The organism is Vibrio crassostreae, from assembly GCF_041439375.1.
Lineage (GTDB): Bacteria > Pseudomonadota > Gammaproteobacteria > Enterobacterales > Vibrionaceae > Vibrio > Vibrio crassostreae_D.
Genome location: NZ_JBGONY010000083.1, coordinates 1 through 16,325, shown reverse-complemented (window position 1 = coordinate 16,325; position 16,325 = coordinate 1). Strand labels below are relative to the sequence as shown.

The following is a 16,325-nucleotide window of genomic DNA, read 5'->3' as shown; positions in this document are numbered from 1 at the left end:
TAATCACCCATACTGGCCGTTTCTATCTGAGATCCAATTAGGAAACAAAGCCCATAAACTATTAGCCCAGATAAGTAATTATTTTAGAGCCATTTAATTATATAAATACGTTAATAATATATTCTACAATCGAATACCAGAACACTAATATTGCCCACCATTAGATACATTTACTCATCTTACCTAACAAGGAGGTTGTGATCGTTCAAACTCTCTCTTTTTAAATTCAACCTCTCTCATAACCACTCAAAACGGCCAATCCATAAATGAACCATGATATGCGTAAGACAAATAACTCTTATGTTTCAAGGTCATTATCCAACATGTGCCTGCCAAGATAGTATGCCCCCAACATGAAGACCACCTATAGCTTCATTAAGTCTAAATCTATTTGTCGACCTAGAAGAAAGTTCAAGATCAATGATTAAACTAATTAGTTTAATCAACTTGAGGATTAGAAAGTGAACAAAAGAACGAAACTGTTAGGCCTGAGCTTAGCTATAACCTCCCTCTCAGCCCTTGCTGGTGGTGGCTACATTACAGACCCAACAACTCACATTTCATTCAATTACGACAACGTGACCCTTGAGGTTGCTCAGAAAGAGCTCGCAACGTGTCAAGGTGTTGCTGAATCAACACTGACAGCCCCCACTGAAACCAAGAAAGGAAGCGGCGTAAAAGGCGCAGCTAAAGGGGCGGCCGCTGGCGCTGCTGTTGGCGCTATCTCTGGTGGCTCAGGCTCTGACGCTGCCAAGACTGGCGCGGCGATTGGTGTAGTCTCCGGTAGAGTTAGCGGCCGACGAGCAGGGGCTCAGGCTGAAGAAGATAACAAAGCGATGTATGCGACAGTGTTGAGAAACTGCATGATTGATAAGAAATACAACGCCCTGAACTAAGGAGATTCGGCAATGACAAAGTTCATTAAAAAAAGAATGTTAGCTGCTCTATTAGCAGGATTTTCTGCTCCCTCTATGGCTGATATTGCGTTCGGCTTGGGGTATCAGGAGGGAGATAAACTCTCATCTCAATACATCGACCTGATGTTTCGTGGTGACATATTGGAGATTGGCGGTGAATACCAGCACAGAAAGCGTGATGATAAGCTAGAAGACTACGACCAAGACGCGATCAGTGACGGCATGGCATTTTTAAAGGTAGGCGCTGGTTACAGCTTCCCGCTTAAACGTATCACAGTTCGCCCTTATTATAATTTCGGCATCGGTGGCGCTCAGGTCAGCGACGAGGTTGATGACGCGGCCAACCCTGACGCAACCTATTTCAACGCCCTCGGTGTATCTACTAAATGGAAATTTGCAGAGCTAAAAATGGAGTGGAGAAACTACCAAGTGGACAGCGGCGAGTCAGAGGGTGAGGAGCTACCTTATGACATTGATGAGGACACGTTTAACGTATCTATTGGTGTGGCTTTCTAGAGATTGATTCTTATGGGGCTAAACTAAACAAACTCTTTGTAGCGGTGAGGTCTTTGGCTTCAATGTTTACTATCAGGAAATGATATTAACTCGTATCGAAGTGCAGTGAAGCCTTCTACTTCCTCTCGTCAGCCTACAATATAAAGAACTAAACCGCTCTTGGGGTTGTGTTGAAATGACGCTTAAATTCGCGACTGAATTGGGATGGACTAGAATAGCCAACTCGGCGTGCGGCATCACTAATACGCAGGCCTTCTAACTGGATCAGCTCCTTGGCTTTGTTGAGCCTTACCTTCTTCAAATATTGAAGTGGTGACTCAAACGTCACGTTGCGGAAAGCATTATGAAAAGCAGACACACTCATGTTTGCTTCGTCAGCAAGCGATTGAACAGTAATGGTTTGGTCGTACTCTTCATGCACTTTAGACAGCGCTTTCGCGACACGTGCGTAATGGCCATCATGATGCGCCAAATCAAACAGCACTCGCCCTTCTGAACCGGTTAAGGCGCGGTAGACAATTTCGCTGACCATGGCATCACCCAATATGTTGGCTTCGATGTCGCAATGCAGCATTTTCACCAATCGAGTAAAACTTTCTAGCATTTGCTCTTCCATCGGTGTCGATTCTAAGCCGCTAGAATTCTGTTTGTGCTTATTGCAATAGCTCTCAAGAAAACCTTGGTCTTCTAACTTTTTTACCAAGCTGTGCAAACGTTGAGAGTCAATGTTGATAGATAAACCAAGTAATGGTTCGCCATTAACAGGCAAGGCTTCACACTCCAATGGCATTGGCACGCCTACCACAAGATAATCACCTGCAGCGTAAGTAACGGGTCTGTCGCCAATGTAGATGTTCTTTTTGCCCTGCCCGAGCATGATAATACCCGACTGATAAGTGAATGGCTGACGCTGGTTGCCGCCACTGCTTCTATACAACCACACACCGCCAATTTCAGTTTCTCTGATCCCTTCAAGATCATCCCAACCTTTGTGTTCTACATAAGACTGTAATAACTGCGCGAGTGTTTGCATAAGTGGCGACTTTCCATTCTAAGTGCTAAGAGTAAGTAAGTTAAAGCAAAGGAAGAATATCAATTTTGTAGAAATAGGCAATTAATTTGGAGGAACTGGCCTTCACCACCCTAGATTCGTGTACTAATATGCAAATATAGAAATTAAGCAACACATCAGAATAAAAAATCTAGCTTTACACAAGGAACCTACAATGCAATTTACTTATGTTAACCCTACTGTAATCCACTTCGGCCAAGGCCAAATCAATGCTATCAGCCAAGCAGTTGATACTTCTAAGAAAGTGCTAGTCATCTACGGTGGCGGTTCAATCAAAAGCAACGGTGTTTACGACCAAGTTGTCGAATCTCTTAAAGATCACGCTTGGATTGAGTTTTCTGGTGTTGAAGCTAACCCAACGAAAGAGACGCTAGATAAAGCAGTCGCTCTTGTTAAAGAAGAAGACGTAGAATTCATTATCGCTGTTGGTGGTGGTTCGGTAATCGACGGTTCTAAATACGTTGCTGCAGCGGCTAAATACGACGGCGACGGTTGGGATATCCTAGCGGGCAAACACCAAGTAACTGAAGCTACTCCTATTGGTGCAGTACTGACACTTCCTGCAACAGGTTCTGAATCTAACATGGGTGCTGTAATCACTCGTAAAGAGACTCAAGAGAAACTGGCGTTCATGAACCCTGCTGTACAACCTAAGTTCGCGGTTATGGATCCAGACGTAATGAAGTCTCTTCCAGAGCGTCAATTGATCAACGGTCTAGTTGATGCATGGGTTCACGTGTGTGAGCAATACATCACAATGCCAACAGACGCGATGGTTCAAGACGGTTACGCAGAAACACTACTTAAAAACCTACTTGTACTGGGTAAGCAATACGACGAGCGTGACAACGACGCATGGCGTGCAAACCTAATGTGGACAGCAAACCAAGCGCTTAACGGCCTGATTGGTACTGGCGTTCCTCAAGATTGGGCAACACATATGATTGGCCACGAGTTCACAGCACTATGGCACGTAGACCACGCACGTTCTCTTGCGATTGTTCAACCTTCGCTACTTCGTAATCAAATCGAAGCGAAGCGTGGCAAGCTAGAGCAAATGGGTCGTAACGTATTTGGCCTAGAAGCGGGTGCTGACTTGGCAGAGCGCACTATTGCTGCAATCGAAGCTTTCTATCACAGCCTAGACGTTCCAACGATGTTCGACGGTTACGAAACAAACAAAGCAACTGCGATCGACAATGTTGTCGCTCAACTTGAATCACATGGCTACCTGCAACTAGGCGAAAACCAAGCAATCACACCTGAGAAAACACGCGAGATTCTAGAGTCTGCGATTCAATAGCTGTCAAAATTAGAGCAAGGAAAACAAGGTTCTAAAGAAAATCACCATAATCTAAAAATTTATTCCGTGAAACTGAACCAAATTCTTTGCCCTTGCGTATATTCTCAAGCAGCGTCCAAATCAGGCGCTGCTTTTTAATTTGCCCTACAAGATGCCATTAAATTCTCATAAGTCCTTAATTTTATGTGCATTCAGATTTCTATATTGGTAAGGTAAACCTGTCTCTTTACTAGGTATGAACAACGATTTGAACAATCTCAAGGAAATGGTTAAGTTTAAGTCACTTAACAAGTGGTATGGTGATTTTCATGCCCTAAAGGATATCGATTTAAATATTGAGCAGGGAGAGATAGTGGTGATTTGCGGGCCATCAGGTTCGGGTAAATCAACCTTGATCCGTTGTATCAATCAACTAGAACCTTTCGAGAGTGGCGAGCTTTCTGTGCTAGAGCAAGTACTTCCGAGCAAGTTCAACACCCCAGGCCAAGTTGGGATGGTGTTTCAGCACTTTCATTTATTCCCCCATCTTACGGTGCTTGAGAACTTAACTCTGTCCCCGATTCGTACGCTTAAAAAAAGTAAACAAGAAGCCGAGAAGCTTGCAATGCACTATCTCGAGCGCGTGCACATCGCAGAACAAGCCAACAAATACCCAGTACAACTCTCTGGCGGTCAGCAACAACGCGTGGCTATCGCCCGCTCTCTGTGTATGAAACCCGAGTTACTCTTGTTCGACGAACCAACTTCAGCGCTTGATCCGGAGATGATCAACGAAGTGCTCGATGTGATGGTTGAACTGGCGAGCGAAGGCATCACCATGGTGTGTGTGACCCATGAAATGGGCTTTGCGAAACAAGTGGCCGACCGCGTTATCTTCATGGATGAAGGACAAATTGTGGAATCCAATACGCCTCAAGCGCTTTTTGAAAACCCGCAACATGAACGTACTCAAGCGTTCCTAAATCAGATCCTGACTTATTGATGTTGATTCGAATTATTAAACCCGCCCTATCCGCTTTGGTACAAATTATTGTGCTCGTGGCTGCGGTTGTCTGGATCCTCGATTCTGGCGCACAAACCATGGGATACAGCTGGCAATGGGAGCGCGTGCCAGACTATATTGCTTTCTATGAAGATGGTGAATGGTGGCCTGCAGAATTAGTTGAAGGGCTACTGGTTACCATCAATATTTCTCTGATTTCTTTGGTCGCGACGCTGATCATTGGTTTAACCACAGCGCTATTGAGAAACTCCAACTCAGTGGTTGGACGCACCCTAGCCACCAGCTATGTTGAGTTGATTCGTAATACGCCGTTATTGGTCCAAATTTATTTGCTCTATTTTGTATTTGGTCCCGTATTAGGGCTGGATCGTTTTAGCACTGCCGTTTTAGCCTTAGCACTTTTCCAAGGTGCTTACACTGCCGAGATATTTCGTGCTGGTTTAAACGGTATTGCGAGAGGACAATTTGAAGCGGCACAATCTTTGGGCTTATCAAAAACCTATACTTACTGGGATGTGATTCTTCCTCAGGTGGTACAACGTACCTTGCCGCCTTTAACTAATGAAGTGATCTCTCTTATCAAAAACTCTTCGATTGTGAGTGTCATGGCTATCTTTGACCTAACAACCGAAGCCAGAAACATCGTTTCTGAAACCGCGATGCCATTCGAGATTTGGTTCTCTGTGGCGATCATTTATCTCGCACTTACACTTTCACTTTCTGCCGTTGCAGCTTGGCTTGAGCATAAGCTCGGAGCTAACTGGCGAACACAATAAGGATTTATCAGCATGAAGCTATTTAAAACCGCTATCACCGCTTTACTTGCGCTTGCCGTGAGTTTGCCTGCACTTGCTTCTGAAACGCCTAACCTAGACAAGATTAACGAGCGTGGATCTCTACGTGTCGGTATGTCGACTTTTGTTCCTTGGGCGATGCGTAACAAACAAGGCGATCTTGTCGGCTTTGAAATCGATGTGGCGAAACGTCTTGCTGAGGATTCAGGCTGGAAAGTCGAATTCGTACCGACGGCATGGGATGGCATTATTCCTTCTCTATTATCGAAGAAGTTTGATGTGATCATCGGCGGTATGTCTATCACTGAAGCTCGTGCTAAAAGCGTATTGTTCACTGAACCTTACTCGCACTCTGGCGTTCAACTGGCGGCTAATAAAGAGCTAGCGGAAGGTTTTACTCAGATCTCTGATTTTGATTCTCGCCGCGTAAAAATTGCAGCACGTCGTGGAGCATTCACGGTTCAAGTGGCTCGTGAAACCTTCCCTAAAGCGAAAGTTCTGCAGTTCGATGACGATGCTCAAGCATTCCAAGAAGTATTGAACGGCAACGCACACGCGGTTATCGCGTCTAGCCCGAAACCAGAACACGAAACGATCAAAAACGCAGACACGCTATTTATTCCATTTGAAGAGCGTCTATCCAAAGGTAACGAAGCATTTGCAGTTCGCCTAGGTGAAACTGACAAGGCAGAATTTTTCAACGAATGGATCAAAGCACGTACTGAAGACGGTTGGTTGAAAGAGCGTTACGAATACTGGTTCTCTACTCTGGATTGGCAAGATCAGATTGCTCAAGGTCAGTAATCTGAAGTTGAGCTCACTTTTTAATATGAGCTAATCTGTCGAATCTGAATCAAGGCAGTGCACTGTTTGCACTGCCTTCTCATCGACGATTTAAGTAGCCTTTTTAAGTAGCTTTATTTGATTCGTTTTAAATCCAAGCAACAACCCAATAATAATTAATGTTTAAACAGGAATGACGTGAGTAGTACTAGCGCATTAACAACACCTAAGCCCAACGTTCATATGAAGCCTTGGTATCAACGCCTTACTCTTTTAGATGGCGTGTTACTCGCCGTTATTTGTGTGTTTGCAGGCTGGCTTTATTATCGTTCCGCTGTTGGTATCAACTACCATTGGCGATGGGAAGATGCGTTTACCCTGATTTTTATTCCGCCCTCCGAAGGTAACATCCCTTATTTTTTCCAAGGCTTGATCGCTACACTGCGCTTGAGTGTCTGGAGCATGGTGTTAGCACTCTCTTTTGGGACATTACTTGGCGTCGCAAGGCACTCCAAAATCGCTTTCTTCAGAACGCCTGCACTGATTTTTATCCAGTTGGTTCGAAATATTCCGCCACTGGTGTTTGTCTTCATCTTCTATTTCTTCGTTTCTAACCAACTGATTCCATTACTTGGTTTAGAAAGTATCTTACGTGAACATAATGGCGAGATTAACGCTGTTCAAGGTTTCCTGTTCGGCCCAGCTAACCTTTGGGAAAACTTAGCATCTGGTGTTATTTGTATTGGTTTGCTCTCTTCGGCTTATATTGCGGAAGTGATTCGAGCGGGTTTAGAAGGTATTCCTAAAGGCCAATGGGAAGCGGCCGATTCACTTGGCTTGTCTGCATTGTCTAAGTATCGATTTGTGGTTGGCCCACAAGTATTGACTGCCATCACCCCACCATTGGCTGGCCAAGCAATATCTTTGGTTAAAGACACGTCGATTGTTTCTCTGATTTCGATCCAAGAGATGACGTTTGTTGGTACTGAGATGGCAAACTCTTCAGGTTTGATCTTCGAGATCTGGCTGATTGTTGGCTTCGTATATTTTACTTTGTGCTTTGCACTTTCGCGTCTATTCAAAGTGATTGAGCAGCGTTCTAGCGCCTACCTTAACCATCAGTAACACCATTAATCAAAAGTATCGACTCGCCCGACTATTCATTGCCCTTATCAATTTCACCTGATTGGTTTAAGCTATTGACTAATCAGGATTTATCTCTTCATATTTCTTCTTAGAAACACAGCAAAATACTCGCCTAATCACTATACTTAAAGTATCGAACTGCGTTGATTCTTCTCAAGGACATCACTCAACATGGACAATCATAAAGAAAGAGCTTTTTACGCTGTTGTTGGCGCCTTGGTTGGCGACGCCGCTTCAATGGGGCTGCACTGGCTGTATGACCAAGAGAGAATCTTACACGTAGCGGGTTTTGAGCCAGAGTTTCGCTCACCGAATCAGTTCGATTACCAAGACAAGGGCTACTTTGCGCACCAAGGTAAAACCGCAGGTGAACAATCGCAATACGGTGCTCAGCTCTTGGCGATGGTCGACAATCAACACTACGATGAAGCAAGTTACATCAAACACTTCCGCTTCTGGTTTGATTTTGGTGGCAGTTGGCGAGGCTACATTGATAAAGCAACGCGTATGAGCTTGTTGAACATCCATCAATTAGAACTAGAGAACGTCTCGATTACTGCATGTGGCGCCGACGATACACAACTTCCCGCAGTCTCAAAGATCATTCCATTAGTGGCATGTACTTATACCTCTCACACCTTACCCGCGATGGTAGAGAGTGCGGTGCGAGTCACCAACAACAACGACAAAGCCGTGGAATGGGCACAAGCCATCACCTTATTGGTTCAAGCGGCAATTCAAGGCAACTCGCCACTGCAGTCGGTAGAAATGGTGCGACAAACTTGTAGCAAATTTATACATGATCAAATCGACGAAGCACTGGCTGAACCGGAGCTTTCGATTACAGATGCCGCGAAGAAGTTCGGATTACATTGTGAATTGAGTGCTGCGTTCCCACTACTGATTCGCATCATCGCGGGTGCTCAGAGTTATAAACAAGGCATTCACGACAATATCTTATGTGGCGGTGATAGCTGCGGGCGTGCGATTGTGATTGGAGCAGTCTTAGCGGCGTGTTTCTACGAAGAAGATGGCGCGATTCCAACAGAATGGCTGAACCAAATCGAACTCAATGGTGGCGTGCTGTCTTTGCCTATTGAGTGATTCCCACAATAATGAACTAGAGTCTGACATAAGACAAGCAAACCTCTAGGTCGGATGTCATTCCTATAAAGTTGGAACACACTGCGATAACTCATTCTTCAGCCAAACAACAAACGGGCTTTCTGGCTCATCATGGTTGCTATCTTGTGTGAGCAGTATGTACTGATGACCTGAAGGCACAAAGCCAAACGGCGCGATCAAGTTACCTCTTTCAATATCGTCGGCTACAAGTGGATAAGACCCTAGAGCGGCTCCTAGCCCATCAACGGCCGCTTGAAAGCAAAAAAAGAAGTGTGCAAAGGTCTGGTTTGAACGAGCTTGCGACACCATTCGGCTATCAAATTCACTACCTTTGGTGATGGATACCCAATGGTTCCAAGCGTTTGGTCGTGTGCTGCTGTGCAGTAATTTCACATCGGCTAACTTGTCTTTAACTTGTTGCCAATAGCCAGGCGAGAATACAGGGCCAACCCATTCTTCGACTAACGGAATCTGTTTGTAGTACTCGGTTACGTTAAAGTCGTCTCGGCGAATTGCCATATCTAATCCAGTTTCACCTAACGTCACAGGCCCACCCGCCGTAGACAAGCGAACATCAATTCCGGATTCGTTATAGAAATCACCGAGTCGAGGCATTAACCAACGCATGGTCAATGTGGGTTCACATGAAACTTCCAACGCTTGATGATTCAGCTGATTAAGTTTATGGACTCCTGTCTCCAAGGCTTGGAACGCTTGCAATGTGTAACCTTTGAGTAATTCCCCTTCTTTGGTTAGACACACATTCCTGCCCTGTTTGTAGAACAAAACTTGGGGTAAGTGATTTTCCAATACCTTGATCTGCTTACTCACCGCACCATGGGTAATATTGAGTTTATCCGCCGCTTCACTGTAACTGCTCGAATGCGCTGCTACATGGAAAATATGAAATGCTTTCAAATGTCTCATGTGTGATTTTTCCTCACAGATAGGTGGAATTCATTTCGATTATAGACAGCAATAAAAAACCATACAATGCTAGCTCATAAAATATAAAGAGTTGGAGTCATTATGGAGTGGTTAAGCCTAGCAGTATTGGGACTATTAATTGTTATAAGCCCAGGCGCGGATTTTGTTTTAGTTTTGAAAAACAGTATCAATCAAGGACGACAAGCAGGAATTTGGACTGCAATAGGTGTGAGTTTAGCGATTTGTGTTCACATCAGTTATTCAATGCTTGGGATCAGTTACTTAATCTCACAGAATGAGCAGCTGTTTGACATGATCAGATACGCAGGTGCAGCCTACCTTATTTATCTAGGACTAAAAGGTATCTTGAGTGCGGACAACAAGCTTGCACCTTTGAAAGGAACAAGGCGAAGCACCAGTGTTTGGCGCTATTTAGCACAAGGATTTTTGTGTAACGTGCTGAATCCAAAAACCATGTTGTTCTTCTTAAGCATTTTCAGCCAAGTCATCTCACCCGAAGCTGAGAACCAGCATGTCGCTCTCGGTTATGGGTTGTACATGATAGTTCTTCATGGATTGTGGTTTGGAATTGTCGCAATGTTGTTTACTTCAACGACTTTGCAAAAACACTTGTTGAAAGCCAAGAAAAGGCTCAATCAAGCGTGTGGAGTTGGATTGGTATCTTTTGGCTTAGCGCTAGCATTAAAATAACCCGATGAGTCAAACTATGGCAGCAATAAAAGCTGCCATAGTGATGAACTTAATTAGCCTTCAAAGCCACCCACTTCCCATTTATTACTCACTTCGTTCGTTAGTAGATTCTGGAAATGCACAACATCTTGCGATTGCCAAATACCAACGTTTAATGCAAAAGACCGATCTTCATCTTGAGTCGCGTGAATAAAATTTGAAGACATCGTTATTGTGTTCGCCTTGATGGTATGTTCAGTTTCTAGGTCAAGACTGAGATACGACCTACCATCGTTAGCAACAAGGCCACGACGCATATTGCATCGAAACTGAGTTAATACATAGTTGCCCGGTTTGATACCATCAAACAGCGCGTACTTCGTATCTTCATACACAAATACACGTAAGGTTTGTGGTTCAGAATCAACTAATTTACCATCGACTTTTTCTTGTATATCAAACGAAAACGTTACGCATGGGTAAGTTGAATCGTACTTAGAGATGTTGGTCGCGATAGCTAATGCGCCGTTACCTTTTGGTTCTGACAAGGTGTCGGTAGCCGAAGTAGGAATACTTTTGCAGCCCGAAATACTTACAGCTGCAGCGAATGCAACAATCAGAAACTTATTCATATAAAGCCTTTATTCTTATCAATATAATTATCCGGCGACCCTATCATTAAAAAATCAAACCGAAAACACGAATTCATAAAATATTGATATAGTTTGCATTATTTTATAGGGATACTAACAATTCTCTTATTTAACGTTCCCTCCAAGCAAGCTCTCCCTAATCGCGTTTAACTATCGTGGTTGATAGAAACCAACTTAATTCAAGTTTCACGATTTTTTCACTAACACCTACTTATCATTTTATGGAGCATCGTTTTTTATTTTCAACGATGCTTTTTTGTTTTCTAAGTTGAGGTAAACGTGCAAAATTTTCGTCAAATCGTTGAGCTTTCCAATGCTGTACACCCAAACACCAAAGGTTTAACCCGAATCAAGAAAAATCTGCGCTTTACACTATGGGGCGTTATGAACCCTAAGGTCATTCGCAAAGTGCATCAGCTTAAAGAGAAAAGCAATCTCTCAAACCTTCTTGAGCAGAATCCTAAAATCTTTGAAAAGCCACTCAAACCATTCATCTGTATTGGCATCAAACCTAAAACACGTGCTTCGTTACTGCATTCTCACTTCGAACTCTTAGAACGAACATTTGGTCCAAATACAGTGCATCTGCACCTTTCTAACTTTGAGCTTTTGACCTTTGCTGACCGAAATGGAGATGAGTTCAGGATTGAGACTTTCTCGGGGGAATCTCGTGAAGGTTCCTTGGGGATCCGACTCGTCGAGGCCAATACCGGGCTTACTATTTACTCGGTCACCTTCAATATATCTGATAATAATGGGCGTCGCACCATGCACATCGGCTGCCTACAGGGTACAAACAAGCGAATCACCAGCAGCCAAGACAAAATCAAAGAACTGACGCGTTCGTTACACGGGCTAAGACCAAAGTCACTTATGGTTGAACTCGCAACTATGTTTGCTAATTACATGAAAGTTAATGAGATTTTAACCGTTTCGAATAAAGGTCATATCTATCAAGCGATGCGCTATATCGGTTCTAAACGTAGTGCTATAACATTTGATTACGACACGTTGTGGACTGAAAATGGCGCCTCTTTGGTCGATAAACATTGGTTTTCCTTGCCCATTAAGCCTCTTCGTAAAGACACTGACACATTGAAAAAGACCAAGCGTCGCTTGTACACAAAACGCTATGATTGGCTCAAGCAAACTGAAGAACAGCTCATTTCACGGTTAAACGACATTAAATCTGCTCCCAAGTTACATTAATTGTTGATAGAAGCGCCCTACTAGATGAGATCCAGTGGCTTTATCATTTCACTATCAGGGAAGATGGTGTCTAGCTGCTTCGTTTTTATAGATAGGTGTTGACCAAGTACACCTTTAATTACACCTCGCATATCAGTCGTTGGTTTGAGATCTCGCCCTTGATACAGATCCTTTGGGCTTAATCCTGCATCCAGAGTTTTAAGTTGGTTGCTCAACCTTCCATTTACACCACCCTGATTGGCGTGAGTGACCCACCTAGTTCCATAGGGAGCTTTACAAGGTTTTACGTTAGATGGGTGTCAGGTGCCTATCAAGTTACGGAGGTGGTGTGATCTTTTTGGGGGAATGTCTATTTGCGCCACATATAAACAAACTGTTCGTTCTGCGAGGTAATTTCAAAGCCAAACCTCAAGTACAACTCCCCAACTCGATTACCTTGTAGGTAACAAAGTTCGACGGGTTTATTGAGGCTGTCAGCCTTAGTTAAACAATCTTTCAATACTTGGCTACCAATACCCTTCCCATGATACTCAGGCAGTAAGAAGAAGCGGCAAAAATAGAAGTGTCCGTCTTTGTCTTGCAACAACACACTACCAATCGCTTTACCTTGATATTCGATGATTTCAGGCCGTTCTTCTGCCCACTCTTCGGCGTGTATATCTCGTTGAGTTTGCTCATCCCAGCCAAATACGGCCTTGATTGGTTCAAACTCAGCGGCCTTCTTAAGCTCGAACAGAAATTCATAATCTGATAACTGAGCAGGTCTTGTTGAATACTTCAAAATACCTCCAACAATAATTGGTTATGGCTTCATTTTCGTTTAAACCGGGACATAGTAACCCCGATAAAACCCAAAAATGCCACGCTTAAATGTTCATTTTCGTTCTAGTTGGTAACGTAAGACTTCGTGTTTATCTTGCTCCGAGTAAAAGGTATTCAGGAAGTGTCCACCGCACTTCTCAATCACCTTTTGCGAAGCTATATTGCCCCTCTCACACGTAATAATAGCGCTTTCGGACAATACGTGCCGTTGAACCCAAGACAACATATGACTTGCGATGCCCCGCCCTCTCGCTTGTGGCAAAGTCTCGTAGCCGATATGTCCTATGACATCGTGAATGTACGGACTGGTGCCATGACGAACTCTTATCACTCCAAGAATACGTCCAGACTCGAAACAAAAATAAGTAGAAGCAGGCGTCCACCCTTCTGGCAATCCCTCACCTTTTGAATAAGCAATTCGTCTTTCTAAATAGGCATCACTGCCATCAGAAATGCCCGTGTAAATATCTAACCCATCTTCAGTACAGGCATTCACATAGTGATGAAAGGCAGTTGAATGTGAAAGAGCTGCTTTAACCATGTCCATATAATGTTGATTCCTAGTTACTTTTCTTCCGGGGTTAGCTATCAAGCTTAAGCTAAGTGCATTGTGTATTCTTGGTGTCCAGTATGCTCATCAGATTGTTCGCTCACAATAGAAAAACCTTGGGACAAATAGAACTGAATCGTCGCTTGGTTTTCTTTATATACATTTAAAGACAAGTTCGGACATTCAAGCTTTGCGTGTTGGATTAGTTGCTTACCAATACCACTGCCTTGATGTTCTGTACTGACAAAGATCGCCGCTAGTATCTCTTCGTAAAGTGAATAGAAGCCACGAACCTCACCATTGACTTGGTACACATAGGTTTGTGATGCAGGAATATATAGGTCGCGCATATTACCAACCTGGGACTCCCAGAACTCAGGAGCCACAAAATCATGCGCCTTGATCGAGGCGGTTAACCAAATGTCTAAAACGGATTCAATATCGGCTGGGCGGTATTCTCTGATCATCTTAATTCTCTGAAATTATTGCGGTTTAATATGCTAATCAGTATGGCCGAGAAGCCACTTAAACTTATTGAAGGTTTACGACAATTGTTTGAAATAATGGTTATTGCTTCTTAACGTACTTCGCCGTAACGAGCATTTCACCACCACCATCAAGCTTGCAATCTAACTGGTGGTCCTTACCTTCATTGATGCGACGAATCACTGCTTTAGTACCGATTTTCAATACGCTAGAACTGCCTTTCACTTTTAGATCTTTAATGAAAGTAACTTTATCGCCGGTATCTAACACTGCACCGTTAACGTCCTTAACGCGCGCGGCTTCTCTTTCTAGACGCTCTTCTTCTGGGTTCCATTCGTAGGCACACTCAGGGCAGATTAAGTGATTTTGGTCTTGATAGACATATTCAGATTGGCATTGCGGGCAAGGAGGTAAAGACATACGTTAATACTTCATTTAAATAGAATTTGTTCCATTTTAATGACTCTTGTTAGGCTTAGCGAGCATAAATCTAACAAGTTTCCTTGAGAGTTCATTATCTTAAGCACCCAAAACGAACAAACACAGCCGCTAAGCTGTGTTTGTTTAAAGGTTTGAGAAGCAGAACAGCTTAGCGTTCAACTTTTGGGGAGTAAATGGAGTAAGCGGTGATTTGCCCTGCCACGATTGCCGAGAACATGAATAACGCAGACAAACCAATACTTGGAATAGGCAAAATCGATTGTTCAAACACTGACTGGCTAGCACTCACTAATACTCGGCTACCCGGAACCAAAATGATGATCCCTTGCACGATATAAATAGAGCCCGTGAGCTCCATCTTCTTGGCAATCCAAGTACCGTATAAAGTGATAAGAACTGTGGTTACCCAAGTGCCTACAACCCAACCACTATCAAAACCTAGATAGAACGGTCCCCACATACCGAGAACCGCAACTGGTAAGCCAAGCAAGATGTCTTTAGGGCGTGCGTTGAACATCACACCGATAGATACAGAGATCAGCACCAAGCCAGATATATGCATCCACATCGGTACCGCATTGGTATAGTCGATGGAGACCGCTTGTCCCCATATTGCTTCACCAATATTGAGCCCCATGATTATCCCAACAAACAGCTTAATCAGGGTTAAGGCGCTCTGCCCTAGCAAGCTGGTACCAGAGACGAGATCATTAAACGCCAAACATTCTAGTGCGTTGGCTATGGATAATCCGGGGACGAACAAGACTATCGAGGCGATACACAATGCCCACACCGGAATCGGCAACCCTGTGCTTGCCAAAAATGCCACAAAGATACCCGTTAGCAGTGCCGAAATGAATTCAACCGCGATAGCGCGACGTGAATGAAGAACTTGCTGACATACCCAAACCATCAAACCCAATAACGCAGAAAAGCCAACCGCTTCCAACGTACTGCCCACCAGCATTAAATACGCAGGCGGTATACCCATATTAGCAAGAGCAGTCACAAATTTAGAATAACCGACAGGCTCAGGGACAGGTTCACTGCTTGGCTGATTAATACGAATGATCGTATTGGCCAACAAACTCAGGTTAATTGACGCAGGCTTTAGACGCTTAAGAATAACGGCGTTGTTATCGTCTGGAAATTGATAGTTAATCGCCGTTGGCGTTGCTTGGATCATCACGTCCACACCATGCTTTTTCGCATAGAATTGGGTGTATTTCTCTAGCTTGTAAGGAGCACAGCCACTGCGGTGAAGAGTGTCACCAATTTCAACAATTTTGTTAATTCGGAACTGAGAAGGCATGGGTATTTTAGGGGAGACAAAATGTGCGGCAAATGTACCAAACGATAGACGGAATGACGAGACTTTTGCGTGAATTATCAACTAAACTCGTTACTTTTTTCTGCAAAGGCTTAGAAGTGCCTATAACTCTACTCATTTGGGATTAGTTTACTGAATGTTTTGACCGGCTGATAAGTTAAATTTATGCATTCAGATTGTTATTAGTGAACGCCAAAACACGAATAAAAAGCAGTTTATGTTAACACTTCAAATTCCTTAATTTGCACGGATTTTATTACAGGCTAGTGCCGCCAATCAGGTTTATAAATCAAGCCCAAATTTGTCACAGAAATAGCGGAGCATGTTCTGCTATTTCTCGCCCTCTGTTTAACGAGAGTTTAGTCACACTTTATTCACTCTGAAAATGCCGAACATGATGGAAAAACTAGCGGAGTGGTGGTTATGCGAGCACTTAGAATAAAAATGAAAGAAAAAGGTTTCGTTTTCAGTTAGATGTGGCATTATCAAACTCGTTAAGACGATGTGCGTGCATCGTATAATGGCTATTACCTCAGCCTTCCAAGCTGATGATGCGGG

The 16,325-nt window shown here is 43.6% G+C and carries 18 protein-coding genes and 1 pseudogene; 10 read left to right on the top strand and 9 right to left on the bottom strand.

The features are described from left to right. The first annotated feature begins 461 nt into the window (after nt 1–461). Both ACED45_RS22280 and ACED45_RS22275 read left to right on the top strand, forming a co-directional pair. On the top strand, nt 462–896 hold the full coding sequence (locus ACED45_RS22280) for a glycine zipper family protein (protein ID WP_060981192.1): 435 nt from the start codon (nt 462–464) through the stop codon (nt 894–896). Between the two features lie 12 nt (nt 897–908). Then, a complete protein-coding gene (locus ACED45_RS22275; protein ID WP_371715040.1) occupies nt 909–1,433 on the top strand; it encodes a hypothetical protein in 525 nt (174 codons plus the stop codon). A gap of 148 nt (nt 1,434–1,581) precedes the next feature. On the opposite strand, the gene ACED45_RS22270 is transcribed toward ACED45_RS22275, so the two are convergent. Then, entirely contained in the window at nt 1,582–2,466 is an 885-nt protein-coding gene (locus ACED45_RS22270; RefSeq protein WP_146490759.1) for an AraC family transcriptional regulator, read from the bottom strand. A gap of 193 nt (nt 2,467–2,659) precedes the next feature. Here ACED45_RS22270 and ACED45_RS22265 point away from each other — a divergent pair, with 193 nt between their 5' ends. The 6 genes from ACED45_RS22265 (at nt 2,660) to ACED45_RS22240 (ending at nt 8,638) form a co-directional block, all read left to right on the top strand. Next, nucleotides 2,660–3,808 carry an iron-containing alcohol dehydrogenase gene (locus tag ACED45_RS22265; RefSeq protein ID WP_285953597.1) on the top strand — a complete coding sequence of 383 codons (1,149 nt, stop codon included), beginning with the start codon at nt 2,660–2,662 and terminating at the stop codon, nt 3,806–3,808. A gap of 235 nt (nt 3,809–4,043) precedes the next feature. After that, nucleotides 4,044–4,790: an amino acid ABC transporter ATP-binding protein gene (locus tag ACED45_RS22260; protein ID WP_371715039.1), complete on the top strand. Its 747-nt coding sequence runs from the start codon at nt 4,044–4,046 to the stop codon at nt 4,788–4,790. Further along, entirely contained in the window at nt 4,790–5,587 is a 798-nt protein-coding gene (locus ACED45_RS22255) for an amino acid ABC transporter permease (RefSeq protein WP_029223351.1), read from the top strand. Before ACED45_RS22260 ends, ACED45_RS22255 begins: the two co-directional genes overlap by 1 nt. A 12-nt stretch (nt 5,588–5,599) precedes the next feature. Continuing rightward, nucleotides 5,600–6,409, top strand: a complete 810-nt coding sequence (locus ACED45_RS22250; RefSeq protein WP_012600468.1) for a transporter substrate-binding domain-containing protein — start codon at nt 5,600–5,602, stop codon at nt 6,407–6,409. A 177-nt stretch (nt 6,410–6,586) separates the two neighbouring features. Continuing rightward, the gene (locus ACED45_RS22245; protein WP_102299991.1) at nt 6,587–7,513 is read left to right on the top strand and encodes an amino acid ABC transporter permease; all 927 of its coding nucleotides are present in this window, start codon (nt 6,587–6,589) and stop codon (nt 7,511–7,513) included. Nucleotides 7,514–7,705: 192 nt separating this feature from the next. Continuing rightward, nucleotides 7,706–8,638 (top strand): ADP-ribosylglycohydrolase family protein, encoded by a 933-nt coding sequence (locus ACED45_RS22240; RefSeq protein ID WP_371715038.1) that lies wholly within the window; start codon nt 7,706–7,708, stop codon nt 8,636–8,638. Between the two features lie 63 nt (nt 8,639–8,701). Here the strand turns inward: ACED45_RS22240 and ACED45_RS22235 are convergent, their stop codons facing one another. Continuing rightward, nucleotides 8,702–9,586, bottom strand: coding sequence for a LysR family transcriptional regulator (locus tag ACED45_RS22235; RefSeq protein ID WP_371715037.1), 885 nt, complete (start codon nt 9,584–9,586; stop codon nt 8,702–8,704). Between the two features lie 102 nt (nt 9,587–9,688). On the opposite strand from ACED45_RS22235, the gene ACED45_RS22230 reads away from it, so the two are divergent. Continuing rightward, complete coding sequence (locus tag ACED45_RS22230; RefSeq protein ID WP_371715036.1) at nt 9,689–10,297, top strand: LysE family translocator; 609 nt, start codon at nt 9,689–9,691, stop codon at nt 10,295–10,297. Between the two features lie 53 nt (nt 10,298–10,350). Here the strand turns inward: ACED45_RS22230 and ACED45_RS22225 are convergent, their stop codons facing one another. Beyond that, a complete protein-coding gene (locus ACED45_RS22225) occupies nt 10,351–10,908 on the bottom strand; it encodes a hypothetical protein (protein ID WP_146490767.1) in 558 nt (185 codons plus the stop codon). Nucleotides 10,909–11,208: 300 nt separating this feature from the next. On the opposite strand from ACED45_RS22225, the gene ACED45_RS22220 reads away from it, so the two are divergent. Beyond that, nucleotides 11,209–12,138, top strand: a complete 930-nt coding sequence (locus tag ACED45_RS22220; RefSeq protein ID WP_371715035.1) for a VirK/YbjX family protein — start codon at nt 11,209–11,211, stop codon at nt 12,136–12,138. Nucleotides 12,139–12,158: 20 nt separating this feature from the next. Here ACED45_RS22220 and ACED45_RS22215 read toward each other — a convergent pair. The 6 genes and pseudogenes from ACED45_RS22215 to ACED45_RS22190 all read right to left on the bottom strand — a co-directional run. After that, a pseudogene (locus ACED45_RS22215) lies at nt 12,159–12,392 on the bottom strand (hypothetical protein); the annotation flags it as partial. 95 nt (nt 12,393–12,487) lie between these two features. After that, on the bottom strand, nt 12,488–12,919 hold the full coding sequence (locus tag ACED45_RS22210) for a GNAT family N-acetyltransferase (RefSeq protein ID WP_371715034.1): 432 nt from the start codon (nt 12,917–12,919) through the stop codon (nt 12,488–12,490). Between the two features lie 93 nt (nt 12,920–13,012). After that, nucleotides 13,013–13,507: a GNAT family N-acetyltransferase gene (locus ACED45_RS22205; RefSeq protein WP_371715033.1), complete on the bottom strand. Its 495-nt coding sequence runs from the start codon at nt 13,505–13,507 to the stop codon at nt 13,013–13,015. Nucleotides 13,508–13,554: 47 nt separating this feature from the next. Continuing rightward, nucleotides 13,555–13,977, bottom strand: a complete 423-nt coding sequence (locus ACED45_RS22200) for an N-acetyltransferase (RefSeq protein ID WP_102441332.1) — start codon at nt 13,975–13,977, stop codon at nt 13,555–13,557. 100 nt (nt 13,978–14,077) lie between these two features. Continuing rightward, entirely contained in the window at nt 14,078–14,416 is a 339-nt protein-coding gene (locus ACED45_RS22195; RefSeq protein ID WP_146490772.1) for a zinc ribbon domain-containing protein YjdM, read from the bottom strand. Nucleotides 14,417–14,585: 169 nt separating this feature from the next. Continuing rightward, on the bottom strand, nt 14,586–15,749 hold the full coding sequence (locus ACED45_RS22190) for a threonine/serine exporter family protein (RefSeq protein ID WP_004731486.1): 1,164 nt from the start codon (nt 15,747–15,749) through the stop codon (nt 14,586–14,588). Between the last annotated feature and the right edge of the window lie 576 nt (nt 15,750–16,325).